Raw genomic sequence first — 25,228 nt, 5'->3', positions numbered from 1 at the left:
TTGGTTTTTTTACCATTCGGTTATACTTCCGTCTTCATTTCTCCATACCGGATTCTTCCATTGATGGCCTTCTGCAGCCATCTTTCTTACCTTGTCCTCATCGATCTCTATTCCCAGTCCGGGTCTTTCAAGAAGCTTTACATAGCCATTCTCAGTCTTAAAAGCCTCCGGATTCAGCAGGTATTCGGTCATCTCCAGGGCATTGTTATAATGGATACCCATGCTGCTTTCCTGTATCAGGGCATTAACAGAGCAGAAATCTATCTGCAGACAAGCTGCAAATGCTATGGGGCCCAGGGGGCAATGTGGTGCCAGGGCAACGTCATAGGCTTCTGCCATAGAGGCGATCCTTTTAACCTCCGAAATACCTCCGGCATGACTCAGATCGGGTTGTGCAACATCTATGACTCCTGATTCAAAAAGCGGTTTAAAATCCCATCTGCTATACATGCGTTCTCCGGTAGCCAGGGGAGTTGAACCCATAGCTCCCAGGTTCTTAAGGACTTCATTGTTCTCGGGCAGAACCGCTTCTTCAATAAAGAGCAGCTTATAGGGTTCCAGTTCCCTGATTAATATCTTGGCCATTCCTTTGTGTACCCGCCCGTGAAAATCGACGGCTATATCGGCTTTATCTCCGATAGCTTCCCTTACCCGGGCCACCCTTTCAATAACTTCATCTACTTTTTTAGTGGTTTCCAGCCATTCGGTTTCGGGGGATGCATTCATTTTAACTGCCGTATATCCGTCTGATATTCTGGCAAGGGCCGCATCTGCAACCCGCGAAGGCTTGTCTCCGCCTATCCACCCGTATACCCGCATTTTATTCCTGACAGCTCCGCCGAGTAATTCATAGACAGGAACGCCCAGGGCTTTTGCTTTGATATCCCATAAAGCCTGATCTATCCCGGAAATAGCACTCATAAGGATGGGGCCTCCTCTGTAAAAACCACCCCGGTAAAGCATTTGCCAGAGATCTTCTATATGATGGGCCGAATGCCCCAGAAAATATACGGATAATTCTTCGATAGCTGCCTTGACGGTCGCTGCCCGACCTTCGATTACCGGTTCTCCCCAACCCACAGTACCGTTTGCTGTAGTGAGTTTCAGAAATAACCACCTGGGTGGGATCTCAAAGAGTTCGAATTTTACGATATCAAGGCCGCGGTCTGTATGTTGTAATCTTGAAATACTGCTCATATTCACTATTCGGTTTCTCTTAATACATGTAGGTATGATTTTGCTTTTTGGGTCAGCTCATAAAAAGAACGGGACGCAATAAGGTCCTTATCCAGTAAAGACCCGCCAACACCCAAAGCATAGGCTCCGCACTCCAGCCACTCCCGCATATTTTCTTTGTTAACGCCTCCGGTAGGGACCATTTTTATTTTGGGAAAGGGGCCTGCAATGGCTTTCAGATAATCCGTTCCGACACCTGAAGCGGGAAAAATTTTTATAGCATCAGCTCCGTTGCGGTGGGCTTTCTCAATTTCGGTGGGGGTAAAGGCTCCCATAATTACCGGAACATCGCTAAGGTGTGCCTCCTTAATGATAGCGGTATTTACAATCGGGGTGATGATAAACTGTGCCCCTGCGCTGATCGCTTCCCGAGTTTCTGTTTCATTTGTAATGGTTCCTGCACCTATGTTGATTTCCGGAAAATACTGAGATATCTGATGAATTGCTTCCAGATAACCCGGAGTATTGGCAGTAATCTCCAGATTTCGTATCCCTCCCTGTATCATGGCCTCGGCAACCGGAAAAACATCTTCCTTTTTTGTCAGGCGAAGAATAGCAATGATCTTTTCTTTTCCGATCTCCGAGAGAATACGTGCTCTTTTTTCCATTATTATCTTTTTACGAATCCAAAACTTTTATTTTCTATGACCTCCAGGATCTCTTCTGTTGTACTCAGGTTCAGGTCTCCGGGAATACTGTGCTTTAAGGCGAAGGCCGCACTGGCATATTCGATAGCCTTTTCCGGTTCCCACTTATTGGCAAGGGTGTGTAGTAAAGCCGCTGCAAAAGCATCCCCGCCACCGATCCGCTCCATGATCTCTATATCATAGGTCCTGGTCGGATAAAAGTTATGATCCTTAAATAATATACCGCTCAGTTTCTGCCTGCTGTTGGAAGAAGCATCCCTCAAGGTGAAAGCGATGGTCTTTGTTCCGAATTCACCGTTTAACCTTAACATAAGCTCTTCTGCCCGGGCTTGCTGCGATTTTTTTGCGGAACTGAAATCAAAAATATCATCTACGGCTCCCTCGTTTCCAATAACTATATCTGTGTTTTTTATGATCTCCCTGTAAACGGCCTTTGCCTGTTTCATGTCTTTCCATAAGGTCCTTCTGAAGTTCAGGTCGAAACACACTTTGGTACCTGCTTGTCTGGCACTTCGGGTGGCCTGCATGACCTCATGGGCACAGTTAGTCGAAAGGGAAGGAGTGATCCCGCTCAGGAAAAGATAATCCTGGCCTTTAAGTAACTCAGGCCAGTTAAAAGTATTCTTATCGATCATCTGAATGGCCGAATATTTCCGGTCGTAATGTACTTTATAGGGTATGAGGGAAGCGCCCTGCTCGATAAAATAGGTACCGATCCGTTCTCCCTGCCTGAGTATGGAATGGGTTAAAACACCCCATTTTCTCAGGGAGTTAATGGCGGCCTGCCCCAAAGGCGAATCGGGCAAAGCCGTTATATAGGAAACCCGGTTTCCCTGTATGGCCAGAGATACAGCTACATTGGATTCTGCACCGGCAAAACCCATTTTCAAAGCAGAAGCATCAACAAGCGGTTGCAGCGCTTCCTGAGGCGTAAGACGTAGCATGATCTCTCCGAAGGTTACAAAACTTTTCATTGTAATTTATAAGATGTCATACAAATTTAAAAATAATCATAATATTCCAAACAGCTTATACCAAAAGAATTATCTATATGTCCAGAAGGAAGTTATGTTCGGAATGTTCTATATGTTCTTTCATTACCGCATAAGCGGCATCACCGTCCTGTTCCCTGATAGCTTTAAGGATATCTCCGTGAAACCGGAGAAGGAGTTGTTTTTCCGTTGTGAGATTGTAGTCGGTCCTTTTTACAAAGATCTGTTCTTTGTACTGAGACATTAATGAGAACATGGGTTGCATCATTAATTTGATCACCTCGTTTTTGGCGGCTTTAACGATCTCCAGGTGGAATTCGCTGTCTATTTCCGCTTCTTTTTGAATATTATCCAGGGGGCAGGCCTTTAGTTCTTCGAAATTCTGTTCCAGGCGCTGAAGCTGTTCTTCCGTACGTTCCTTTGCGGCTATCCTGGCTATTTCGGGTTCAAATGCCAGGCGTGCTTTTAAGGCCTGCAGGATCAGGTCTTTTTGCGGGGATAGTTCCAGAAAAAGGTTCATCGACCGGATGGCATCATCTGCAGTGATCTCGCTTACATAGACCCCGCTGCCCTTACGAACATCTACCAGACCTCTTGCATTCAGTTTCCTGATAGCTTCTCTTACCGCGGTCCTGCTCACCTTAAAAATATCGCAGAACTCATTTTCCGTAGGCAATTTTTGTCCCGGTTCCAGTTTTTTACTTCTGATGGCCTTTTCGATCTCATTTTCGATCTTCTGGCTTAGCAACAGAGGTTCTCCTACCGAACTGAAATACTTTTTTATGTCTTTTTCATCACTCATTAGAGATCATCCTTAATTCCGGTCAATAAAACTAAGGAATTAAGATCGTACCCGAAAACTTTTTCGGATCGGCTCCGCTATTTCAGGATATTAAAGGTCTCTATAAACGATTCTTTATATCTCCGGCTGATAAGGATGGCTTTTCCGTTATTGAGGATTATCTGGTTATCCAGCAGGTTTAGTTTCTTGATCTTTTGCACGTTTACCAGATAATTCCGGTGTACCCTTAAAAAGTGATTCTCCGGAAGTTTTTGCAAGAGCTGCACCAGGGATTGCTGTACCAGAAAATTGGCTTCGGTGGTATATATTTTACTGTATTTCCCTTCAACCTCTATATACTCGATATCCGTAGCCAGTACTTTGATCAGGGTATTGTTCTTTTTAATAAAAAAGCTTTCCTCTATAAACAATGAAGCATTTTCACCCGAAGAGAATACACCCACTTCGCCGGCAAACTTCTCCAGGGCAAGTTCAATAGCATATTCCAGTTCCAGGATATTGTACGGTTTTAACAGATAACTGTAGGGATCGGTGAGCTTTGCCAGTTCAAAGATCGTTCTGTCCATTGAACTGGTGAGAAAGATAAAGGGTTTTTTAGCCGACTCGTTTTCCGTTATCTTTTGTGCAAACAGGATCCCGTCCGGCTCCCCGTTCAGGAAAATATCTATAATAACCAGATCGGGTTTACGCGCGAAAAAAAAGCCATATGCATCCTTAAGGTTATCTGCAATTACGGTTTCGTATTTCATTTCCTTAAGATGCCCTTCTATCTTTATGGCTTCTTCCTGTTTGTCCTCTATAATCAATACCTGTATGGGTGCTGTCATTTTAAGTATTTGTTGAATTGCTCAATTCTATGGTTACCCTGGTTCCCATTCCTTTTTTGCTTCTGATGTTCAGTTTGCCGTTGTTCTTCTCGATCATTACTCTGCTTAGCCACAAGCCGATCCCGGTACTGGTCTTTCCGGAAGTGTCCTGCTGACGGTAACCTTCTTTCATTTCCCGTATTTGCTTTAAAGCGAGGCTGTCTATACCCATTCCACTGTCTTCAATAATGATCCTGCAATCACCTTCCTTAAACTGAGTGCTTTTGATCTTTACCCATCCGTTAACCGGAGTGAATTTGATGGCATTGTCCAGAAGGTTCCGTATAGCGATCTTAAGCGAGTTGGTATCTGCATGTACAAAGAGGTTCCCGGGGATCTTAATATCGATACTTATCCCTTTTTGTTCTGCTATTTCATTAAAATCGAATGCAATCTGCCGTATAATGGATCTGAGATGTAGTTTTTCCTTTTTAAAATGAAGCTGTTTTGTCTGTTGAAGCGCCCAGTGCAGGAGATTGTCCAGCAGACGATAAACATCATCGGTTATTTTCTTTTTGGACTGTATCAGATTACTCATAGCCGATTTATCACCCAATTTAAAGGCGTTTTCAAATCGCAGGTTCATTTCTTTCATTGAGTAAACCGGCGATCTCAGATCGTGTGCTACTATGGAGAAGAGACGGTCTTTCATTTTGTTCAGATCGGCAAGCTCCCTGCGTTGCGTGTCGATAAGGCGATTTTTCCTGATCCTGTACCGATAGGCCATAAACGCGGCAAATCCGAGGCCGAGAAAGACGATCGCAAAGCCTAAAAAGATATTGCTTTGCAAGCGGCTTATTTTGAGATCTGCTTTCTGAAGGTCTAATTCATCCTGCTTTTTACTGATAGCAAACTGTTTTTCCTGCTCCGCCAGTTCCCATACTTTATCACGGTTGTAAATACTATCCTTCAGCCTCTCATAATTTTTCCTGTAAAACAATGCATTCGGATAATCCCTGGCATCTTCAGACACAACAGCCATATTCAGGAAGCTGTTTTGCTTCAGTTCAAGATTATCGGTGGTTTTTGCCAGTTCCAGGCTCTTTTTAAACAGTGGGATAGCTTTATCGTCCAGGTATTGCTCGTAATACAGATTCCCCAGGTTCATATAGGAGATAGCCAGGCTTACGGTGTCTTTCAGTTCCTTATCGATCGCTATTTCCTTAAAGTGATATGCCTCTGCGTCGGTGTATTTCTTATCATACAGGAACAGTAAAGCTTTATTGTTGTACAATGCTTTCTGAAGAGATAGATCGGAAGCAACAGACGGGCTATTCTCAACCATTTCATAGGACTCCAGAGCTTCCCGGAGCTTCTTTTGTTTAAACTGCAGGTGACCGATAGCTAAAATGATCCGGTTTTTTAATGAATCGGAAACCGGATGCCCGGATGCCAGTGAACTCTTAAAGGCATCAATACTTTTAGCAGGCAGAGAACTGCTTTTGTAAATATCGCCCAGCATATAATTCACAAAAAAGGCTTCTGCCCGGTTTGACTCCGGATCCAACAGAGAGATCAGGAGCTTTTGTGCTTCCGGATAATTTTCTTCGAAAAACAAGACATGGCTGTTGTGAAAATCAACTTCTTTGCTCTTTTTATTCGAGATAAGTTCAGTATGTGTATCTCCGCGATTACAGAGAACACAGTATTCATAGATATCCTCTTTTATCATGAATTTCCTTCCCGACTTCTGTGCCTCCATATATCCGGAAAAAAAGAGGAAACCGGTTAAAAAGGCACAACATAGCCTTTTCATCATGTAGGAGATTCACCCATTACTACTGTTCCCCGCGTGGGCTCGTCCATATGCATCATAAGATCAGCCATAAAATAGAGGCCGCAGCAATAGGGATCTTTCTCTATCCTAAATACAAACTGCCAAAGGGTAAAGGTCGCATCATCATCATGCGGGATCCTCGGGCCGGACGGAGCTATCGTAACGCTTTGAAGTGGCAACAGATTATCATACATAAAAGGAGTATCTCTCATGGTCTGGCCGAATGCGCTGAACTCCGAATTGTAATACACCATGGCATTGATGTGCCACATTCCATTCTGGTTTACAACCCTGACAAAGGGACCGAATTGATGTCTGATCTCACTAAAGGGAACATTTTTTTTGATGCGCTTGGGGATGATTAGAATAGTAGAAGTTTCCATTTTTAAAATAATAAAAGAGTTAGTTAATACTATAAGAAGGCTCTACTCATTAAAAATGGGGCTCTACACTATAAATAAAAAGGGGGGACAAATAACAATTGCAATTTACCTGTGTTATTCGGTCGGGGGGAAGACAATCGGTTTTACTAAACCTGATTAAATATAATAAATATAGAATATATGCCTGCACAAAACAGGCTATAATTTTCATTCCCGGATATCCACCACTTATTCTTCGTATTTCCCCACTGGTGGAAAATGCTCCGTAACAGCTTTATTTTCAGGCTAATATTGGTTTGAGAATAACGACGATCCCAGGGATTGTCACTTAAACCATGAAGTTATGAAGTTTTCAGGACAACAAATACAGCAGGTATTAAACAATAAGGGCTATCGCTTCTTTGACGGAGATCAGCCATATAACGCAAATATTATAGGAATAAGGAGTAATAACGATATAGCCAATTCTTTTGATGACTGGCTTTATCTGATATACAGAAATGAGTCTCTGGCACAGCAGATATTTGAATTTCCGGTAACTACAGATCCCGGGAAATACTGGCTGGAGAATCCCCTTAATGTAAACGGAACTGCAGTATTGGTTCCCGGGCAGTACAGAGGAGCCTATGAGATCGGTTTGCACCAGGGTAAATACGAAGCCCTCCGTCAGAAGGGAAAGGTAAAGGTGTGGAGAGATAATACCGGAGACGACAGGATTGACAAGGGCGGACAGGTCTATGAAGGGGTTTTCGGGATCAATATTCACAGGAGCAATGCACAGAATGAATCCTATATCGTCGAAAAATGGTCGGCGGGATGTACCGTATTCAAAAGGGTAAAGGACTTTAACTTTTTTATGGAGATCTGCAGGCGCGCCAGTAAAATATATGGCAACTCTTTTACCTACACTTTACTCGAGGAAAGAGATTTTCAGGTATACAGCTAAAAAACGAAACATAACAATACTGAATTTAATTATTAACTATTAAACTTTTTAATTATGGACATTGCAAATCAGTTCAAGGGACTTCCCATGGAAGACCTAATCGGAGCCCCTTTGACCGCGGCTGTAAAGTCGAACGTCAATTTGGCAAAAGCCACAGCGGGCTTTATTAATGAGATCGGTTTTGAACAGGTCGATGACGGAAACGGGAACATAATTCCCGGACCTGCCAGGATGGTGGATTTCCTCTATGAGCGCCCGGGAACGGATGCCGAAGGAAACCCAACGGTAGAAGAGGTAAAACTTAAAGTTCCTATCCTCGCTATCGTTCCTGTACCTAACCTTCAGGTAGATTTAGTGGATATCACTTTCGACATGGAAGTTAAAAGTGCTACTTCAACCACTGAAAAATCGGCTAAGGAAGCTAGCTTCTCTGCTTCAGGATCGGCTAAGTACCTATTCTTCAGCGTAAGCGTTTCGGCTTCCGGATCGGTATCCACTTCCAGAGAGAATACCAGATCTACGGATAAATCAGCCAAATATCACGTACAGGTTCAGGCAACCAATCACGGAATTCCGGAAGGTCTTGCCAGGGTACTCGATATTATGCATGACGCTGCTCAGCCACGTCAGGTAAAAGCATATCAGGCAGATGATAAAGGAGAGCTTCCGAGAGGAGACGACGGAAAGCCTACCGGAGAAGGTGTACTTCTTGATGCCGATGGAAACCCCATTGAAAAGAAGGCAGCTTAAATATTAACCCTTAAAGCCAACTGTTATGTTACCAAATAAGAAATCGAACAGGCCGGATTATACAGAGATCGGTTTTGTAAAGAAAGTGACCGTGGGGAATCTGAATCCGAACGCCCCCTTTTCTGAAGAAAAACATGAAGAACAGTTGGCTTTATTGAATAAATGCCTAAGCCAATTTCCCAAGGGAATTATCCTGGGAAAGGATGTGAGTATAGGACAATATATGATCGGGGAGCATCAGCTCACCATGGAAATCACCACTTACCATATCGGTTTTAAACGCAAACCGCACTGGTTGGAACAGAAATAACTAAAACATATATATCATGGCACAACAACGTTTTGACCATTTGCTACAGGCAATACACAATGCGGTATTGCGGGCACAGGAGTTAACAGAAGAGCAACATATTCATCAGCTTGATAAGTATTTCGATGAAGATGGAAAACCGATTACCCAGGAAATCTCGGTTCCGACACTGGATCCTGAGGATGATCCGGATAATATGGTAGTCTTAAAAGTCCCTCTGATGAGTTTACTGCCTCCTTCGGCTATAAAGATCAGGAAACTCAAGTTGAAGTTCCAGGCAGGTCTGGGCAAGATCAAACTTGGGGATGCTGATAGTAAACAAGGACCAAGTCTGGATATAGATATGGGAAGCAGTGGGGGATTCTTTGGTAAAAATCAGGCTACGGCCGATGTGGAGATCACATTCGAATCCGGAGAGCCGTCAGAGTCTTTCTTAAGGATCAATGATTATCTGGTAAAAAGTGTGGTTTAATCCAAAATCTAACTAAAAACATATAAAAATGGCGAAAAAATGCCCGAATTGTGGCTCTTCCCTTCCGAAGAGTGCACCAAAGGAAGCAGTAGAATACTGCAGTAACTGCTCAGACAGCAGCAGGAAGAACACCAATAAAAAGAGAGGTGAGAACAGGAACCAGAGCTTTGACAGGGAAACCCATCAGAAGCAGGCAAAAGGCTCAAACAGCCGAAGTAAAAATTACAGATAACACTAAAAAAAATAAAACTATGTGCAATTATAGCGAAGTAATATCATCAGGCAATTTAAAATTCGGTACCAGGCGTATCGATGGAGATAAGGGGATACCCAGTCTTTACTTTATAGACAGCGAGGGCTGTTTTGTAAGAGTGAGGCCCTATCATGACGACGGATTTGCGGTCATTAAGAAAAGCAGCAGGAACATATACTTCCTGACCGACCACGAATACAGGCATACGGAACATGAGACCGGGGCAAAACTGGCCGAAAAGGCACCGTCCGGTACTAAATATGACGGGCAGAACCTGAGGACCAATTCTTCTCCTCTAAGGGTGGTCGATTATTCCGATCCCGGTATAAAGCCGCATAAGGGACACTACCTTACCGATAAGGATGAACTCGTGAGGCTATATGCCGAATTAGGAATAGATATCAACGCCTTTATTGATTACTGTTCCAATGCTGAAAAGTCGGGGAATTCGAATGAATTCTTAAAAGAACAAAAAAGTAAAATAGTGGGGATCCTAAAAGGCAGGTTCCCTGTAAAATAAGCAATACAGACGATAACGGGTATGTCATTAGATAATGCCCGGAGTTTAGATCCTATTTACCGGATGCGGAAGGTGAGATTCTTCTCTTTAATTATTTAATTACTACAATCATGTTCAACAGGATCCTTATTCTTTTTATGATTAATAGCCTGTTTGTGAATGCACAGCAGCGCTGGTCACTCACAGATTGTATTGCCTACGGCCGTAAACACAGTCAGTTAGCGGTAGAGGCAAGAATATGGAATAAGAGTTTCAGAGAGCAGCAAAAACAGACCCTCCAGCAATTTTTGCCTTCCGTATCCGGTTTCTTTAATTTAAGCTTTCAGCATAACGCTACAGATGCCTATAGCCACCAGGCGGGAATTCAATTATCTCAGGACCTGGGATTGCTGTACAGAAGAAGACATCAGGCAGAACGTATTAAAAATACGATCTCTCAGGCAGATGAAAACATTTCCTTTGCGCAAAATACCATAGAAGAAGGTACACTAAGAGTTTATATCAATGCATTGACCCTGAAACGCAGGGCGGAAGTATTTAACCACTATTACAGACGTAACCTTCGCCTGGGAGAAAAGACAGGTAAGGAGACTCATTATTTTATGACTGCCCTTCAGGCAGAAGACCGCTTAAATCTTCAGGCTGCCAGGAGAAATGCAGATCTGGCATTATTGCAGTTAAAACAGCTGATAAACCTGGATATGGAACAATCTTTCGAGATAGTGGATATTCCCGTTTATATTAATGCCTATGAAGGTCAGGAGGAAGTATATCGGGCCTCAATTCCGATAGATCCTACCATTAACCAGGCAAAATATGCGGTACTGATCGCTGAAAAAAATAAAATACTTTCCGAAATAGATCTGTGGCCCACCGTAAGTCTGTTATATCAAAATACTTTGGGATGGGATCCCGGCAACGGAGGGATTTACCAGAATTTCTTCGGTATTGGTGTAAACATTCCGGTTTTCAACGGTCGTACAGGAAGAACACAGCTCAATATTGCAAAAATAACACTGGAACTGCGCCAGAAACAGCTGGAACACCTGCTTCGGAATTTAGAGGATGCCGTTACTCTTATTATCAGAAGTTTACACAATGCCAGGGAAACACATAAGGAAGCTAGAGATGCCCTTGAAAAGCAAAAACTGGAATTCCTGATAATGGAACAGCAATTTATAAACGGCCGGCTAAGTAATGCAGATTATTTAAGTGCTCGGAACTGGATGATCAATGCAGAATTCAGGGCTATAGATGCCAGGTACAATTATGTGCTTACGGCTAAACTTCTGGACTTTTTTGTGGGTGAAACATTATAAAAATACCGATATGAATATTTACGATAAAATAAAAGAACGGTCAGCATACGATATTCCGGTAGAGGAGAATACGGCTGGAGAAGATATTCAGGCACCATCTGTAGAAACGCCGGAAGAAAATGAAATGCTCACTTTCCACCCGGTTGAAAGCAATGAAACCGTAGCTGAGGATGATATGACCCTTAAAATAAAGGAAGAGCTTCATACAATTACCCATTACGCCATGTATACCGGTAAAAAGATATCGGATGAGGTAGGGCAGCTGATCCATAGTGAGTATACCTCAGATCTGGTAAAGGCTTATAACATGGTATGTGATGCCCTGTTACCAGCAACACCACAGACTATAATGTATATCTCCCGTTACTATGAGAGCAAAAAGAAGTTTTATATTTTCAGTCCTATTCCGTTGGTCAGGAACTTTATGATCGTGGCAATCCTGGCGGTTTTAAGCCTGATGGTCACCGGACTAAGTTCTGAAGTGAATGCCGTTGAATTATCTAAAGGAATACTGGAGAATGACGGAAAGATACTTATGCTAAATCTTTTGTTCCTGAGTTCCGCCTCTGTAACCGGGGCCTCCTTTTTTCTGCTCTCCAAACTGATCCGGGAAGTGAAAGATGCTACCCTCTCTCCTGAAGATTCCACTTATTACTGGATAATGTTACTGATGGGGATGCTGAGCGGGATCATTCTTTCTGAAGGGGTTTCTGTAAACCAGGTCGTACTGGATGATTCTATAGAAGTGAACCGGCTCCTTTTTGCTATTCTGGGCGGATTCTCCTCGGAAATCGTTTACAGGATCCTTCAGAGCATTATGGAAAAAGTACAATCTCTAATTGCGGCTATTTAAATGAAAAGTACCGATAAAATATCGTTATACAATTTTCCCGAAGGAGGGATGGATCCTCTGGACGCCTACGGCGAAATTACCAGAGAACTTGCTCTTGACGGGAATATTCACCTCGATCTGGGAAGCTTCAGCACAACCACGGCACATCCTTATGCCGAAAAGCTGATCGCCGGACAATGGGGGAAGAATTTTATTGACTTTTCGGAATACCCTCAGACCAAAGAAATTCACGATCGTATTATCTGTATGCTCTCAGATCTGCTGAATGCAGACGACCATGGTATCGGTACGGCTACCATCGGTTCTTCGGAAGCAGTTATCCTGGGATTGCTGGCCCATAAATGGTTATGGAAAAAAAGAAGAAGGGAAGAGGGGAAACCCGACAGTTCTCCCAACCTGGTATATGGAGAGAATGCGCATATATGCTGGGATAAGTTTGCAAAATACTTTGATGTGGAAGCCCGTAAAATTTCCTTTTACAGGGACGGCAGTTATGATCCCGATGCTATCCGGGAACTACTGGATGAAAACACGATTTGTGTCGGAGCCGTATTGGGAGATACTTATACGGGAAATGTGGATAAGGTTTGTCGGCTTAACGATCTGCTTCAACAGGTGAATCAGGAGAATGGATGGGATATCGGGATCCATCTCGATGCCGCCATAGGTGGTTTTATCCTGCCTTTTCTTGAAGAATTCCAATGCGAAAAATGGGACTTTCGGTTACCCCTCCTGAGAAGCATTAACCTTTCCGGTCATAAGTTCGGGCTGGTATATCCGGGAGTAGGCTGGCTTCTCTTCCGGGGAAAAGATTATTTGCCCGAAGAACTGATCTTCAGGTCGTCTTACCTGGGAGGTACCGTAGAATCTTATAATTTGAATTTTTCCAGAGGTTCCTCCATGATCCTGATGCAGTACTTTAACTTCCTTTCCCTCGGAAAAAAGGGGTATAGGAAGGTTCTTAGAAAATATATGGATAAAGCTGCTTATCTCAGAGCCCTGATACGGGATTCTGAATGTTTTCAGCTGGTAGATTCGGGTGTTTTACCCGTGGTTGCCTTCAGAACAAGGGAAGAAGGAAATGGATCTCTGAATGCTCTGGCAGATAAAATGAGAGGATTAAACTGGATGCTTCCTGTTTATGAGTTGCCGGAAGGGGGAACCCGCATTTGCAGGGTAGTGGTAAAGGAAAATCTGAGCGAAGCTCTGATAGAAAAATTCGCCGGAGACCTGCTGCGTTGCTATAAGCTTTTGACTAACACCAAACATAATGAAAACGCCTAGAGACATAGTGTTCTTTATCGGGAATGTACTTCTTTTGTTCCCGCTTATGTGTTTTGGCAGGTACGCTCATGAAACATCTCCGCTTGAGATCTCCGTTTCTTTCCACCTCAATAAAATATATGATATCAATTCCATGAACGAGACTTATCTGATAGACGGTTATCTGGTTCTTTTGTGGGAGGATCCGGATAATCCGTTTCCGGATACCGATTCAGCTGAGGTTACCTACGAGAACAGTGAATTCCCCGACAATTATCCGATCCCGACCTTCGAGTTTATCAATGTACTCGGAAAAAGGGAGATCCTTAACAAACAGCTTAAGTTTTTCAGGGGAGGGAAAGTAATGTACAATGAACGCTTTCATGCCAAATTCACTGCAGATATGGATTTCCATCTCTACCCGGTAGACAGACAGGTATTCAACCTTCAAATAGAAGCCTTTTCCAAAGATATTGAACAGCTTGTATTTACCTCGGCTGAACTAACACCCGAGAAACTCGATGCCACCTACCTGAAGGAATGGACCATCATGGGCACCCGCGATACCATCAGTAAGATAACCTACGAACACTTTAACGGTATAAGCGGTACTCCCAAGGTTTTTTCCAGGTGTACTTTTGAGATCATTACCGAGCGGAAATTCAATTATTATTTCTGGCAGGTCCTGCTGCCGATATTCCTGATCATCATCGCCTCCTGGCTGGTATTCTGGGTAAACGACTTTTCCAATCAGCTGAATATCTCTTTTACCCTTATGCTGACTGTGGTAGCCTTTAATTTCTTTACATCTACCTTATTGCCAAGGTTGCCCTATAACACTTTTATAGAGATCATTATCATTTCCGGTTATACATCCATCTTCCTTACTGCGGGGGCCATTATTTTTAACAATGCTGTGGTCCTGAAGAAAAGCAAAAAGATGTCTTTAAGGCTTATCCGGATTTTCAGATGGCTTTTTCCGCTGCTTTACACCGTTTTTTTAGCCATTTTAATAAGTGTACTTTTTCTGGAAGACTAGATTCCCTAACAAATTATTAAAATTTAGTTAATTAACTTATTGATCCTCACCTTATACCTATAAAGTTTCTAATTTTAGTGAGTTTAAAAAACACTAGCGATGAAAAAACTATACGTAATTCCAGCCTTGGCTTTAATAGCACTTCTGGCTATTTCAGCAACAAAAAACACCACCTCCTATACCGATAACTTTATTAGCGGGGATCCGGGTGTACAATCTATCAACGCTTTGACTTTTGGTCCTGAGGGGATCCTGTTTATAGGAGATTCCAAAAGCGCAACCGTATTTGCGGTCGATACTAAAGATGCACAGAACAACGCTTCTGCTTCTGCAGTAAGAATGAGAAACTTCGATGCAAAGCTTGCAGAAAAGCTGGGTACGGAAGCTTCTAATATCAGGATTACGGATATGGCCGTTAATCCATTATCTAAAAATATTTATCTATCCGTACACAATGCCGACGGAACTCCATTATTGTTCAGACTAAAAGGAGATCAGTTAGAAGCTGTTTCCCTTAAGGATGTAAGCTATTCCAAAGCAGAGATCGAGAATGCGGTAGATGCGAATAAAAAAGACAGAAGAGGACGTTCTCAAAGAGTGTGGGCAATTGCCGATATGGGCTTCCACAACGGTAAATTAATGGTTAGCGGATTGTCTAACAAGGAATTCAGCTCTACTTTCAGAAGTATTCCTTTCCCATTCAACAAAAACCAGGATCATGCATCCCTGGAGATCTACCATGCCGCTCACGCACAATTTGAAACTTTTGCACCGATAAAAACCTTTACGGTTGCCAATATTAAAGGGAAGGAACAACTGGTAGCCAGTTATACCTGTACACCATTAGTACTTTTTCCTATGGATCAGCTTAAGAACGGAAAGCACGTAAAAGGAAGAACAGTAGCCGAACTCGGAGCAGGAAACTCTCCGTTGGATATTATCAGCATGGAAAAAGACGGGAAGTCTTTCTTTGTAATGTCTAATACCAACAGAGCGGTTATGAAAGTAAGATATACCGATGTTGAGAAATTTGAAGGAACCCTTACGGAGCCCGTTCGCGAGCTTGGAAAGACAGAGGGAGTGCCTTATGTTTCACTACCGATGGTAAACGTCCTTCAACTGGACAAGCTTGATGATACTCAGTTTGTATATATACAACGTACCTCAAGCGGAGAAATGATACTGAATACAGCCAATAATAGATGGTTATAAAATACAGAAGCATACAGACCAGGCCGTTTCTTAAAACAGGCCTGGTTTTTTTATTACTCTTATTAAATTCTATTTCCTGTTCCCACCAACCAAGATCAAAAGAAGAACAGACAGTTATCCTGTGGGATAATATGCAGGCAGTTGCCCTGGAAATTCCAAAAGCCGGGCTGGGAACCTCCAAACTCAATAAACTTAAGGTTAGCCTTCATTCTTCCTCCTCTAAGACCGCTATTCTGGGCGATTTTGTAGACGAGGGCACTACCGTTATCTTTCATCCCTTAGTACCCCTGACCCCAGAGCTTGAATACGACATTTATTACGAAGAAAAACATATTGAAACCATTGTAATTCCTCTTCCGGAGAATTCAGAACCTCCTCAGGTAACACAGATCTTCCCTTCGTCAGACACGGTCCCGGAAAACCTCCTTAAAATGTACTTCAGGTTTTCGGAACCCATGCAGGAAGTTAGATCCCTCGATTTTATTAAGGTGAGAAACCTGACAACAGACAGCATTGCCGATGTCTTTCTGGAACTTCAACCCGAACTGTGGAATAAAGAACACACCCAACTCACACTCTGGCTCGACCCGGGGCGTATCAAGACAGACCTGATCCCTAACCGGGAAAGAGGACTGCCTATTGTACGGGATAACACCTATGAAATAACCATATCCGGCACATGGAAGGATTACAGGGGAATTGCCCTGGGAAAGAACTATACGAAAATATTAAAGGTAGGAGAGCGGGACAGCCGGAGTCCTGATTCCGATAGCTGGGAGATCACATCCCCGCAGGCAGATCGTAAGGAACCGCTCAGGGTCCGGTTTAATGAAGTAATGGATGCGATAGTGAGTGAGGAAATGATAAGGATCTTCAGCAATGACCGGGAAATTGACGGAGTTATAAGCTTTGAAGATGATGAAAGAGTATTGCTTTTTACACCTGCAGAGAATTGGAAAGCAGGAAAGTACGAACTCAGGATAAATGCTAAAATAGAAGACCTGGCCGGGAACAGCCTCAATAAATTATTTGATGTTGACCTGAAAAAAAAGGATCAGATCCGGGAAAAAGATTTTTATATGCGTTCTTTTGTGATTGAATAAGATCCCGATATGAGCAAAAGAGCACTGGTAAAATATTTAAAGGAATTAGATAAAGAGCAACTGGAAGAGCAACTGATAGATCTTTACGATCGCTTTAAGGAAGTGAAGACCTATTACAATTTTGTTTTTAATCCCAAAGAGGAAAAGCTTATCGGAGAATGTAAATTAAAGATCTCCAATGAATACTATCCGCAGGGAAAACGAAAACGACCTAAAATGCGAAGGTCGGTGGCTCAGAAATATATAAAACACTTTATGTCCATTGGGGTAGACGCACCTCTTATTGCAGACGTAATGCTGTTTAATATAGAAATAGCGCAAAGCTATTCGGCAGAGAAGCCGGTAAAACAGGAGGCCTTTTACACCAGTATGTACAAGTCCTTTAGACAGGCTGTAGAATTTATTATACACAACGGTATATTAGAGGCGTACAGACCGAGGATCATTAAAATATATGAAGAAACGCAAAAACAAAACTGGATGAACGATCAGGAATTTGAACATCTGGTAGATATGATAGAAGAACTAAATTAACAGAACTTAAATAACCATTTTAATCAAAACCGAAATGAAAAGGCTCATTTTATTAATGCTGGCGGTGTTGTTTATCGCTCCCGGCATGTATTCGCAAAAAGTACAGAAACAGAGAAGGAACAAGAAGAAGGCCAAGAACGAGAAGGTAGTTACGCCTCCGAAACCAAAACCTAAAAAGAACGGGATTAAACCTTATTCGCAGGTAGTTACCAAAGATGCCGTTACTGATGACGGACTTTTTAAATCGCATAAAATAAACGATAAATACTACTTTGAGGTACCACATTCTTTACTGGATAAGGATATGCTGCTGGTAAGTAGAATTGCTCAGATCCCTGCAGGACTGGGTGGAGGATATGTGAATGCAGGCTCCAAAACCAACGAACAGATCGTTGTATGGGAGCGCTTTCAGAACAAGATCCTTTTAAAGGTTAAATCGTATAACGCCGTAGCAGATGATTCTCAGGCCATATCGAATTCCGTTAAGGTAAATAACTACAAGCCCATTCTTTATTCTTTTAAGATCGAGGCTTTTAACGCCGATTCTACGGCTGCAGTTATTGATGTCAGCAAATTCTATTCTTCAGATATCAAGGCTATCAGCGGCTTACCTGCAAGATTCAGAAGGCAGTACAGAGTAAGGAATCTGGACGGTTCGAGGAGTTTTATCAATTCGGTAAAGAGTTTTCCACAGAATATAGAGGTAAAACAGGATTTTACCTATAATGCAGAAGCACCGCCTTCAAATGCTGCTACAGGGTCTATCAGTTTACAGATGAACCAGTCGATGATCCTGTTACCTGAAGAACCTATGAAGCCCCGTATTTTTGATCCCAGAGTTGGATGGTTTACGGTAAATCAGATAGATTACGGATCTGAAGCCTTAAAGGCAGATAACAAAACTTATATTCGTCGCTGGCGTTTGGAGCCGAAGGATCCGGAGGCTTATGCCAGAGGGGAATTGGTAGAACCGGTAAAACCCATTGTATATTACCTGGATCCGGGAACACCGGAAAAACTGAGAAAATATATCAAGCAGGGGATAGAGGACTGGCAGAAGCCTTTTGAAACCGCAGGTTTTAAAAACGCCATCATTGCTAAAGACCCGCCTTCTCCTGAAGAAGATCCTGAATTCAGCCCGGAAGATATACGTTATTCTGTGGTTCGTTATGTTGCCAGTACTACCAGAAATGCAACAGGGCCCAGTGTATCAGATCCGAGATCCGGAGAAATAATAGAGAGTGATATTATCTGGTACCACAATCACCTGAGATCTTACAGAAACAGATATTTACTGGAAACAGGAGCTGCAAACCCTTCGGCAAGGACCCTTAATACTCCCGATGAAGAGATAGGAGAGATGATGCGTATGGTAATTGCCCATGAGGTAGGACACGCCCTTGGTTTCCCACACAATATGGCAGCTAGTTTTGCCTATGGAGCTGAGGATCTTCGTTCCGGTGACTTTACACAGGAAAACGGGATTGCTGCCAGTATCATGGATTATGCCCGTTATAACTATGTGGCACAACCGGGTGATCAGAATATCCGCTTTATCCGTCAGATGGGGCCTTACGATCATTATGCCACTAACTGGGGATACAGGGTGATCCCGAATGCCAACACTCCGGAAAGCGAAGTTGCTACGCTTGATAAATGGATCATGGAGAAGAACGGCGATCCTAAATTTAAGTTCGGAAGACAGGGGAGTAGGTTTGATCCTTCCTCACAGACAGAATGTATAGGAAGCGACCCGATAATTGCCAGTACCTACGGAATAAAAAACCTTAAGTACGTGGCGCAGAACCTTAGTAGCTGGACCTCTGAGACGACGAATAATTATCAGGATCTTGAAGAATTATACGGAGAGTTACTGGGAGTATGGAGCAGATATGTAGGCCATGTGGTGACCAATATCGGTGGTGTATATGAAAATATCAAAAAGCCGGAACAGGGTGGTTTCGTTTATGAGATCGTTCCTGCATCGGTTCAGAGAGAATCTATGAATTGGGTTCAGAATAATGCCTTTAAAACCCCGAGCTGGCTGGTAGATAAAGAGATCCTTCAGAATATAGATCACGCAGGTTATTTCGAAAGATTCAGATCATTACAAACAAGACAATTAAACAATATCCTGAGCTTTGACCGTCTGGGAAGGCTGATAGACGCAGAAACCTTGAATTCTGATTACTACAGTGCCCTAAGTATGTTACGTGATTTGCGTAACGGCCTGTGGTCTGAATTGAGATCGTCTTCTAAAGTAGATCTGTTCAGAAGAAATCTGCAAAGAGCCTATATCGACAGAATGAAATCTATGATGGAGCAGAACCCTCCGGTAAGAAGAGGAGGTCGTCCGGGATTTGAAGGAACTTTGAGCTATAATGTGAATCAATCAGACGTCAGAGCCCTGGTAAGGGGAGAACTCAAGCAATTGAGATCTCGTTTAAACGCTGCAAAAAACCGCACTACGCATACGGTTACAAGGTATCATTATGAGGATTGTATAGCCCGTATTGATGCGATTTTTGAGGCTGGGAAATAAAAACATTTAAGAAGTTTTAAGACGAATTATTTTTTTATTTCATACGAAATCTGTTTTTTTACAGTTATATTTTAAGTTAATAATAAAGTCTAACCCCAAATTCTTATTATTATGTTATATGATATCTATGGTGAAGAATACATCAAGTTTCTTCAAGATCTGAATCAAATTTTAATGACAAATAAGTTAAAAGAACTGGACTTTAATTAGTCCGGTTTTTTTTTGCCCTTTTCTCATCCTTCCCCTTTAATCCTTATTTTTGTTATTATCTGTTTTTTGTTGTTAATAAAAAATTAAGCCTCGTTTTCCTTAAAAGGTTAATTTTACATAATATTAACATTCATATGTTTACAGATAATATTTTGATAAGTTCCTCCCTCAACAAAACCTCTAGATTTATAGATTGTAATGCCCCTTTTATAAGTGACTAATAATCAAAAACTAACAAATAACTATTTATTAAATCCATTAACTATATGAAAAGAAAGTTACTTTTTTTACTGGTGCTTTTCATGGCATCATTTTCCTTTTCCCAATCGGTTTTCATAAATGAGATCCATTATGACAATGCCGGGACCGATGTGGATGAAGCTATTGAAATAGCGGGACCTGCCGGAACAGATCTGACAGGATGGAGCCTTGCGCTTTACAACGGCTCTAACAGCAGTGTTTACAATACTATTAATCTTTCGGGGGTACTGACAAACCAGCAGAACGGTTTTGGTACTTTGGTAGAGGTACTTCCCTCTAACGGATTACAGAACGGGGCGCCTGATGGACTTGCTCTGGTTGATAACAACGGAATTGTAATTCAGTTTTTAAGTTATGAAGGAAGCATTACCGCAGCAAACGGACCGGCTTCAGGAATGAGCAGTACGGATATAGGTGTTTCCGAAACCAGTGGTACGCCGGTAGGAAATTCTATCCAGCTTACCGGGACAGGAAGTGAGTTTACAGACTTTAGCTGGCAGGCAGAAGTTGCCAGTACTTACGGAACCGTAAATGCTGGGCAGACCTTCTCAGCACCTTCTTCCACACCATTGATCAACGAATTTGTTTTTAACCATACCGGATCAGATTCCGATGAATTTGTAGAGATCATCGCTCTACCGGATACCGATTTAAGCAATTTCTGGATTTTAGAGATAGAAGGAGACAGCAACGCCTCCGGTACTATAGATGAAGTTATTCAACTGGGAACGACGAATTCCGAAGGATACTTTACCATTCCCTTTGGAGCAAACACCTTTGAGAACGGAACGGTTTCCCTTTTACTGGTAGAGAATTTTACCGGAACTGCCGGAACTGACCTGGATGCAGACGATGACGGAACATTCGATACAACTCCCTGGGACACACTTATCGATGATATAGGGGTTAATGATGGAGGTGCATCTGATATCAACTATGCCACGGTAACTCTTACACAGTCTTTTGACGGAGGAACCCAGACAGTAGGTGGTGCTTCCAGGATCCCTAACGGATCGGATACGGATGCAGCTTCCGATTGGGTAAGAAACGATTTTGACGGTCAGGGATTACCAAGCTTTCCTGCAGCCGTTGCAGATAACGGAGAAGCTCTTAATACTCCGAATGCAGAAAATGAAATAGCAAATGTAGTGGTTCCGGCCACTGTACTTATCAACGAGGTTGATGCAGATACCCCCGGGACAGATACTATGGAGTTTATTGAACTGTATGACGGAGGTGTGGGTAACACTTCTTTAGATGGACTTGTTGTGGTTCTTTATAATGGTAGTGATGATGCCAGTTACAATGCTTTTGACCTGGACGGATTTTCTACAAATGCACAGGGATATTTTGTATTGGGAAATACCGATGTACCGAATGTATCATTGGTTTTCGGGAGCAACGGCCTTCAGAACGGAGCCGATGCAGTAGCACTTTACACAGGAGATGCCACCGACTTCCCGAATGATACTCCGATCACTACAGATAACCTTATAGATGCTATTGTATATGATACCAACGATAGTGATGATGCAGCTCTTCTGGTTTTACTCAATGCAGGGCAACCTCAGGTAAACGAAGGCGGACAGGGAAATAATGCAGAGCATTCATCTCAGCGTTTTGCCAACGGATCAGGAGACCTTAGAAATACCGACACTTATGTTCAGGCGGTACCAACACCGGGTAGTGCCAACACAAGTGCTACAGAACCTATAGATCTTATCATCAATGAGCTGGATGCAGATACGGCCGGAAGTGATGCTTTGGAATTTGTTGAGATCTATGATGGCGGAACCGGAAATACACCATTGGACGGATTTGTTCTGGTGGCTTATAACGGAAACGGAGATACCAGTTATAACGCTTTCGATCTGGATGGGTTCTCTACCAATGCAGAAGGATATTTTGTTATCGGAAATGTGGGAGTTGCCAATGTAAACCTGGTGGTTCCAAATAACAGTTTCCAGAACGGAGCCGATGCCGTTGCCCTTTATACAGGTGATGCGACCAGTTTCCCTAACGGAACAGCGGTAACTACAGATAATCTGATAGATGCTATAGTATACGACACCAATGACAGCGATGATGCCGGACTTTTAGTATTGCTCAATGCAGGTCAGGCTCAGCTTAATGAAGATGAACTTGGCGATAAGGATGCGCATTCCCTTCAACGTATCCCTAACGGATCGGGTGGAGCAAGGAATACGGCCTCTTACATACAACAGAATCCTACCCCTGGTGTTTCCAATGAAGGTGTGATAGTAGAACCGGGAGAACCTATTACGATTGCAGAAGCCAGAAACACGCCCGACGGAAATGTAGTTACCGTTAGTGGTGTACTTACCGTTTCGGATAATTTCTCAGGACCGGCCTATATTCAGGATGCAACCGGAGGAATTGCCGTTTTTGACGGCCTGGTTCACGGAGACGGGGTTTTCCAGGTAGGAGATTCGATTACTGTTACCGGAATACGCGAAAGTTTCAACAATCAGATACAGATAGGAGATGTTTCTACCGTGGTAAATAACGGACTACCTAACAATCCAATAGAACCTGTTACCATAACACTCAGTGAGCTCGGGCAACATCCGGGAGAGCTGGTTAGAGTAGTAAACACTACCTTCCCGAATCCGGGTAATCTTTTATTCGGAAATTCGAATTATCAATTAACAGATGCAAGCGGAACCGGAGAACTTAGAATAGATAATGATGTTGCAAGTTTAGTTGGCCTTGCACAACCTGAAAATTGTAGCGAGATCATCGGGGTGATTGGAAGATTCAACGAAATTTTCCAGTTATTACCCAGAACAGATACCGATCTTCCTTGTGCCGAGGAATTCGTTCCCGGAGGTGATACGGCCAATATTCCTAAAGAACAAACCCTGGATGTGGTAACCTGGAATATAGAATGGTTCGGAGACGAAGGAAACTCTCCGGCAGCGGGGAACCCGAATTCAGATGCTATCCAGAGAGACAGTGTTAGTACAGTGCTCAGAGGGCTGGATGCAGATATTATTGCCGTTCAGGAAATTACAGACGTAGCATTGTTTACCGAACTGGTAAACGGACTGGAAGAATTTGATTATATCCTTTCGGATGCAGTTTCAGGAGGTCCCGGAGCTTCCGGAGCACAACGTGTAGGTTTTATTTATAGGACAGCTACCGTATCTCCGGTATCTACGAGAGCTATGTTTACTTCTATCCACCCTTTATATAACGGAGGGGACGATTCTGCCCTGGCAGGATATCCTGATGCGACAAACAGGTTCTATGCCAGCGGCCGACTTCCATTCTTAATGACTGCGGATGTGACCATCAACGGTGAAACCGAGCAGATAGATGTGATTGCGTTGCACGCAAGAGCAAACAGCAGTAACGGACCTCAGTCGAGATATGATATGAGAAGGTTTGATGTGGAGCTGTTGAAAGACAGCCTGGATGTGAACTTCTCCGACCGTAACTTTATTATTGCGGGAGATTATAACGATGATGTGGATGTTACTGTTGCTGATGTAAATACAACCGAATCTTCATATCAGGTATATATCGACGATCCCGTAAACTATACGATAGCTACAGCAGTTTTAAGCGAGCAGGGCTTCAGGTCCTTTGTTTTCAGCGATAATATGATCGATCATATTACGATCTCTAATGAACTGGACGATAATCTTATCATTGGTTCTGCCACTGCGCATTTTGAGTTCTTTGATAATGACTATGCCTTTACCACTTCAGATCATATTCCGGTCTCTATAAGATTACAGTTAAGAGAACTGGAACTGGTAAATATCGAAAGCCTGAATGTCAGCTGTAATGGCGCTAATGACGGAACGGCTTCGGTTACGGTAAGCGGGGGGATTGCTCCTTATGAGTACCTGTGGAGTAATGGAGAAACCACTGCTTCTATTGCAGATCTTGCACCCGGAACTTATACGGTTACGGTTACAGATGCTTTGGATGCGACTGTGGAAGCAGAAGTTACCATTACCGAGCCTGAGACACTTGCATTTAACCTGACAGAGGATCAAACGGTATTTATCGGTTATGGTCCCGGATGTACAACCCTCGAAGTATCTGATATTACAGGTGGTACTCCCGATTATTCATTTGAATGGAGTACGGGTGAGACCACTCAGAGTATTGAAGTATGCCCGACAGAAACTGCAATATATACGGTTACGGTAACAGACGCTAACGGATGCTCGTTTACCAAAGAAGTAACGGTAGAAGCAGTTGATATCAGCTGCGGAAACAATCCGTACAACCCTAAAGTAACGCTTTGCTTTAACGGAAGAACCCTTTGTGTGTCTAAATACGCAGCATGGATCTTCTTACAGCACGGTGCGGTACTTGGTTCCTGTGAGGATAATGGTATTGAACCTCCGGTAGTGAACTTTGCGAAAGTATTCCCGAATCCGGTTCGAAACTATACAAATGTATTCCTTAGCGCCAGAGCGGATGCCAACGTAAATATTTCCGTATATAGCAGATATGGATACCTGGTGAAGGAAGTTCAGGCCCAGATAGTAAGAGGAAAGAACAGAATCCCGTTAAACTTGTCTTCTCTGAGACGCGATATTTATATCCTGAGAATCACAGACGACCGATCTAATGTGATCGACAAGCGAATCCTTAAATTATAAAACAGTCTTTTAAAACTGTAAAGATGCCCCGGCTTATGTCGGGGTATTTTTTTTGGTCTAAACCCTTCCGTCTTTAACTGCGTTAAAGCCACCTTCCCTTCAAAAGGGAAGGGATTTTTGAGCGTAGTAATATTAAAATTCTCCTCCTGTCATCCTGAGCGCAGTCGAAGGAAAAGGAGGAGTGGGTTCCGTTTCAGGAACCTGTAACGGAAGACGAGGTGGTTCGTCACACCCCTAAAGTCCCCTCAAGGGGACAGTTCCTATTTACAGGAAATCATCTTAAGCACTAATAAAA

The 25,228-nt window shown here is 42.8% G+C and carries 22 protein-coding genes; 15 read left to right on the top strand and 7 right to left on the bottom strand.

Annotation, left to right across the window (positions count from 1 at the left end; all coding sequences use genetic code 11):
- Positions 1-9: 9 nt before the first annotated feature.
- The 7 genes from dgoD to GWK08_RS09725 all read right to left on the bottom strand — a co-directional run bounded on the left by dgoD (position 10) and on the right by GWK08_RS09725 (position 6,703).
- Entirely contained in the window at positions 10-1,197 is a 1,188-nt protein-coding gene (gene dgoD / locus GWK08_RS09755; protein ID WP_163606821.1) for a galactonate dehydratase, read from the bottom strand.
- Positions 1,198-1,202: 5 nt separating this feature from the next.
- Positions 1,203-1,844, bottom strand: a complete 642-nt coding sequence (locus tag GWK08_RS09750) for a bifunctional 4-hydroxy-2-oxoglutarate aldolase/2-dehydro-3-deoxy-phosphogluconate aldolase (protein ID WP_163606819.1) — start codon at positions 1,842-1,844, stop codon at positions 1,203-1,205.
- 2 nt (positions 1,845-1,846) lie between these two features.
- Positions 1,847-2,857: a sugar kinase gene (locus GWK08_RS09745; RefSeq protein ID WP_163606817.1), complete on the bottom strand. Its 1,011-nt coding sequence runs from the start codon at positions 2,855-2,857 to the stop codon at positions 1,847-1,849.
- A 73-nt stretch (positions 2,858-2,930) separates the two neighbouring features.
- Positions 2,931-3,677, bottom strand: a complete 747-nt coding sequence (locus tag GWK08_RS09740; RefSeq protein ID WP_163606815.1) for a FadR/GntR family transcriptional regulator — start codon at positions 3,675-3,677, stop codon at positions 2,931-2,933.
- Positions 3,678-3,754: 77 nt separating this feature from the next.
- Entirely contained in the window at positions 3,755-4,504 is a 750-nt protein-coding gene (locus GWK08_RS09735; protein WP_163606813.1) for a LytR/AlgR family response regulator transcription factor, read from the bottom strand.
- Between the two features lies 1 nt (position 4,505).
- A complete protein-coding gene (locus tag GWK08_RS09730; protein ID WP_204336040.1) occupies positions 4,506-6,299 on the bottom strand; it encodes a tetratricopeptide repeat-containing sensor histidine kinase in 1,794 nt (597 codons plus the stop codon).
- Positions 6,299-6,703, bottom strand: a complete 405-nt coding sequence (locus tag GWK08_RS09725; RefSeq protein ID WP_163606810.1) for a hypothetical protein — start codon at positions 6,701-6,703, stop codon at positions 6,299-6,301. Before GWK08_RS09725 ends, GWK08_RS09730 begins: the two co-directional genes overlap by 1 nt.
- A gap of 343 nt (positions 6,704-7,046) precedes the next feature.
- On the opposite strand from GWK08_RS09725, the gene GWK08_RS09720 reads away from it, so the two are divergent.
- The 15 genes from GWK08_RS09720 to GWK08_RS09650 all read left to right on the top strand — a co-directional run bounded on the left by GWK08_RS09720 (position 7,047) and on the right by GWK08_RS09650 (position 24,933).
- Positions 7,047-7,649 (top strand): hypothetical protein, encoded by a 603-nt coding sequence (locus tag GWK08_RS09720; RefSeq protein ID WP_163606808.1) that lies wholly within the window; start codon positions 7,047-7,049, stop codon positions 7,647-7,649.
- A gap of 54 nt (positions 7,650-7,703) precedes the next feature.
- Entirely contained in the window at positions 7,704-8,399 is a 696-nt protein-coding gene (locus tag GWK08_RS09715; protein WP_163606807.1) for a DUF2589 domain-containing protein, read from the top strand.
- Between the two features lie 25 nt (positions 8,400-8,424).
- Complete coding sequence (locus GWK08_RS09710; RefSeq protein ID WP_163606806.1) at positions 8,425-8,709, top strand: hypothetical protein; 285 nt, start codon at positions 8,425-8,427, stop codon at positions 8,707-8,709.
- 16 nt (positions 8,710-8,725) lie between these two features.
- Positions 8,726-9,181 carry a DUF2589 domain-containing protein gene (locus GWK08_RS09705; protein WP_163606805.1) on the top strand — a complete coding sequence of 152 codons (456 nt, stop codon included), beginning with the start codon at positions 8,726-8,728 and terminating at the stop codon, positions 9,179-9,181.
- A 28-nt stretch (positions 9,182-9,209) separates the two neighbouring features.
- Entirely contained in the window at positions 9,210-9,413 is a 204-nt protein-coding gene (locus GWK08_RS09700; RefSeq protein WP_163606804.1) for a hypothetical protein, read from the top strand.
- A gap of 19 nt (positions 9,414-9,432) precedes the next feature.
- The gene (locus tag GWK08_RS09695; protein ID WP_163606803.1) at positions 9,433-9,954 is read left to right on the top strand and encodes a hypothetical protein; all 522 of its coding nucleotides are present in this window, start codon (positions 9,433-9,435) and stop codon (positions 9,952-9,954) included.
- Positions 9,955-10,064: 110 nt separating this feature from the next.
- Positions 10,065-11,273, top strand: coding sequence for a TolC family protein (locus GWK08_RS09690; RefSeq protein ID WP_163606802.1), 1,209 nt, complete (start codon positions 10,065-10,067; stop codon positions 11,271-11,273).
- A 10-nt stretch (positions 11,274-11,283) separates the two neighbouring features.
- Positions 11,284-12,126, top strand: a complete 843-nt coding sequence (locus GWK08_RS09685; RefSeq protein WP_163606801.1) for a hypothetical protein — start codon at positions 11,284-11,286, stop codon at positions 12,124-12,126.
- Positions 12,127-13,410, top strand: a complete 1,284-nt coding sequence (locus GWK08_RS09680) for a glutamate decarboxylase (RefSeq protein ID WP_163606800.1) — start codon at positions 12,127-12,129, stop codon at positions 13,408-13,410.
- Positions 13,397-14,428 (top strand): ligand-gated ion channel, encoded by a 1,032-nt coding sequence (locus GWK08_RS09675; RefSeq protein WP_163606798.1) that lies wholly within the window; start codon positions 13,397-13,399, stop codon positions 14,426-14,428. Before GWK08_RS09680 ends, GWK08_RS09675 begins: the two co-directional genes overlap by 14 nt.
- 99 nt (positions 14,429-14,527) lie before the next feature.
- A complete protein-coding gene (locus GWK08_RS09670; RefSeq protein ID WP_163606797.1) occupies positions 14,528-15,640 on the top strand; it encodes a hypothetical protein in 1,113 nt (370 codons plus the stop codon).
- A complete protein-coding gene (locus GWK08_RS09665) occupies positions 15,631-16,743 on the top strand; it encodes an Ig-like domain-containing protein (RefSeq protein WP_163606796.1) in 1,113 nt (370 codons plus the stop codon). The genes GWK08_RS09670 and GWK08_RS09665 overlap by 10 nt, the downstream gene beginning before the upstream one ends.
- Positions 16,744-16,752: 9 nt before the next feature.
- Complete coding sequence (locus tag GWK08_RS09660) at positions 16,753-17,277, top strand: DUF6155 family protein (protein ID WP_163606795.1); 525 nt, start codon at positions 16,753-16,755, stop codon at positions 17,275-17,277.
- A 34-nt stretch (positions 17,278-17,311) separates the two neighbouring features.
- A complete protein-coding gene (locus tag GWK08_RS09655; RefSeq protein ID WP_163606794.1) occupies positions 17,312-19,819 on the top strand; it encodes a zinc-dependent metalloprotease in 2,508 nt (835 codons plus the stop codon).
- 476 nt (positions 19,820-20,295) lie between these two features.
- Positions 20,296-24,933: a T9SS type A sorting domain-containing protein gene (locus tag GWK08_RS09650; protein ID WP_204336039.1), complete on the top strand. Its 4,638-nt coding sequence runs from the start codon at positions 20,296-20,298 to the stop codon at positions 24,931-24,933.
- The last annotated feature ends 295 nt before the right edge of the window (positions 24,934-25,228 follow it).

Source organism: Leptobacterium flavescens (genome assembly GCF_010671605.1).
GTDB classification, from domain to species: Bacteria; Bacteroidota; Bacteroidia; order Flavobacteriales; family Flavobacteriaceae; genus Leptobacterium; species Leptobacterium flavescens.
The sequence above is the reverse complement of the archived record's forward strand: the minus strand, read 5'-3'. Positions and strand labels throughout refer to the sequence as shown.

Excerpts from the sequence above, each read along its gene's own strand:
- GWK08_RS09725 (WP_163606810.1), bottom strand. The coding sequence starts at position 6,703 with ATGGAAACTTCTACTATTCTAATCATCCCCAAGCGCATCAAAAAAAAT.
- dgoD (WP_163606821.1), bottom strand. The coding sequence starts at position 1,197 with ATGAGCAGTATTTCAAGATTACAACATACAGACCGCGGCCTTGATATC.
- GWK08_RS09695 (WP_163606803.1), top strand. The coding sequence starts at position 9,433 with ATGTGCAATTATAGCGAAGTAATATCATCAGGCAATTTAAAATTCGGT.
- GWK08_RS09665 (WP_163606796.1), top strand. The coding sequence starts at position 15,631 with ATGGTTATAAAATACAGAAGCATACAGACCAGGCCGTTTCTTAAAACA.
- GWK08_RS09650 (WP_204336039.1), top strand. The coding sequence starts at position 20,296 with ATGAAAAGAAAGTTACTTTTTTTACTGGTGCTTTTCATGGCATCATTT.
- GWK08_RS09680 (WP_163606800.1), top strand. The coding sequence starts at position 12,127 with ATGAAAAGTACCGATAAAATATCGTTATACAATTTTCCCGAAGGAGGG.
- GWK08_RS09730 (WP_204336040.1), bottom strand. The coding sequence starts at position 6,299 with ATGAAAAGGCTATGTTGTGCCTTTTTAACCGGTTTCCTCTTTTTTTCC.
- GWK08_RS09670 (WP_163606797.1), top strand. The coding sequence starts at position 14,528 with ATGAAAAAACTATACGTAATTCCAGCCTTGGCTTTAATAGCACTTCTG.
- GWK08_RS09685 (WP_163606801.1), top strand. The coding sequence starts at position 11,284 with ATGAATATTTACGATAAAATAAAAGAACGGTCAGCATACGATATTCCG.
- GWK08_RS09715 (WP_163606807.1), top strand. The coding sequence starts at position 7,704 with ATGGACATTGCAAATCAGTTCAAGGGACTTCCCATGGAAGACCTAATC.
- GWK08_RS09720 (WP_163606808.1), top strand. The coding sequence starts at position 7,047 with ATGAAGTTTTCAGGACAACAAATACAGCAGGTATTAAACAATAAGGGC.
- GWK08_RS09710 (WP_163606806.1), top strand. The coding sequence starts at position 8,425 with ATGTTACCAAATAAGAAATCGAACAGGCCGGATTATACAGAGATCGGT.
- GWK08_RS09690 (WP_163606802.1), top strand. The coding sequence starts at position 10,065 with ATGTTCAACAGGATCCTTATTCTTTTTATGATTAATAGCCTGTTTGTG.
- GWK08_RS09740 (WP_163606815.1), bottom strand. The coding sequence starts at position 3,677 with ATGAGTGATGAAAAAGACATAAAAAAGTATTTCAGTTCGGTAGGAGAA.
- GWK08_RS09655 (WP_163606794.1), top strand. The coding sequence starts at position 17,312 with ATGAAAAGGCTCATTTTATTAATGCTGGCGGTGTTGTTTATCGCTCCC.
- GWK08_RS09660 (WP_163606795.1), top strand. The coding sequence starts at position 16,753 with ATGAGCAAAAGAGCACTGGTAAAATATTTAAAGGAATTAGATAAAGAG.
- GWK08_RS09750 (WP_163606819.1), bottom strand. The coding sequence starts at position 1,844 with ATGGAAAAAAGAGCACGTATTCTCTCGGAGATCGGAAAAGAAAAGATC.
- GWK08_RS09705 (WP_163606805.1), top strand. The coding sequence starts at position 8,726 with ATGGCACAACAACGTTTTGACCATTTGCTACAGGCAATACACAATGCG.
- GWK08_RS09700 (WP_163606804.1), top strand. The coding sequence starts at position 9,210 with ATGGCGAAAAAATGCCCGAATTGTGGCTCTTCCCTTCCGAAGAGTGCA.
- GWK08_RS09675 (WP_163606798.1), top strand. The coding sequence starts at position 13,397 with ATGAAAACGCCTAGAGACATAGTGTTCTTTATCGGGAATGTACTTCTT.
- GWK08_RS09735 (WP_163606813.1), bottom strand. The coding sequence starts at position 4,504 with ATGACAGCACCCATACAGGTATTGATTATAGAGGACAAACAGGAAGAA.
- GWK08_RS09745 (WP_163606817.1), bottom strand. The coding sequence starts at position 2,857 with ATGAAAAGTTTTGTAACCTTCGGAGAGATCATGCTACGTCTTACGCCT.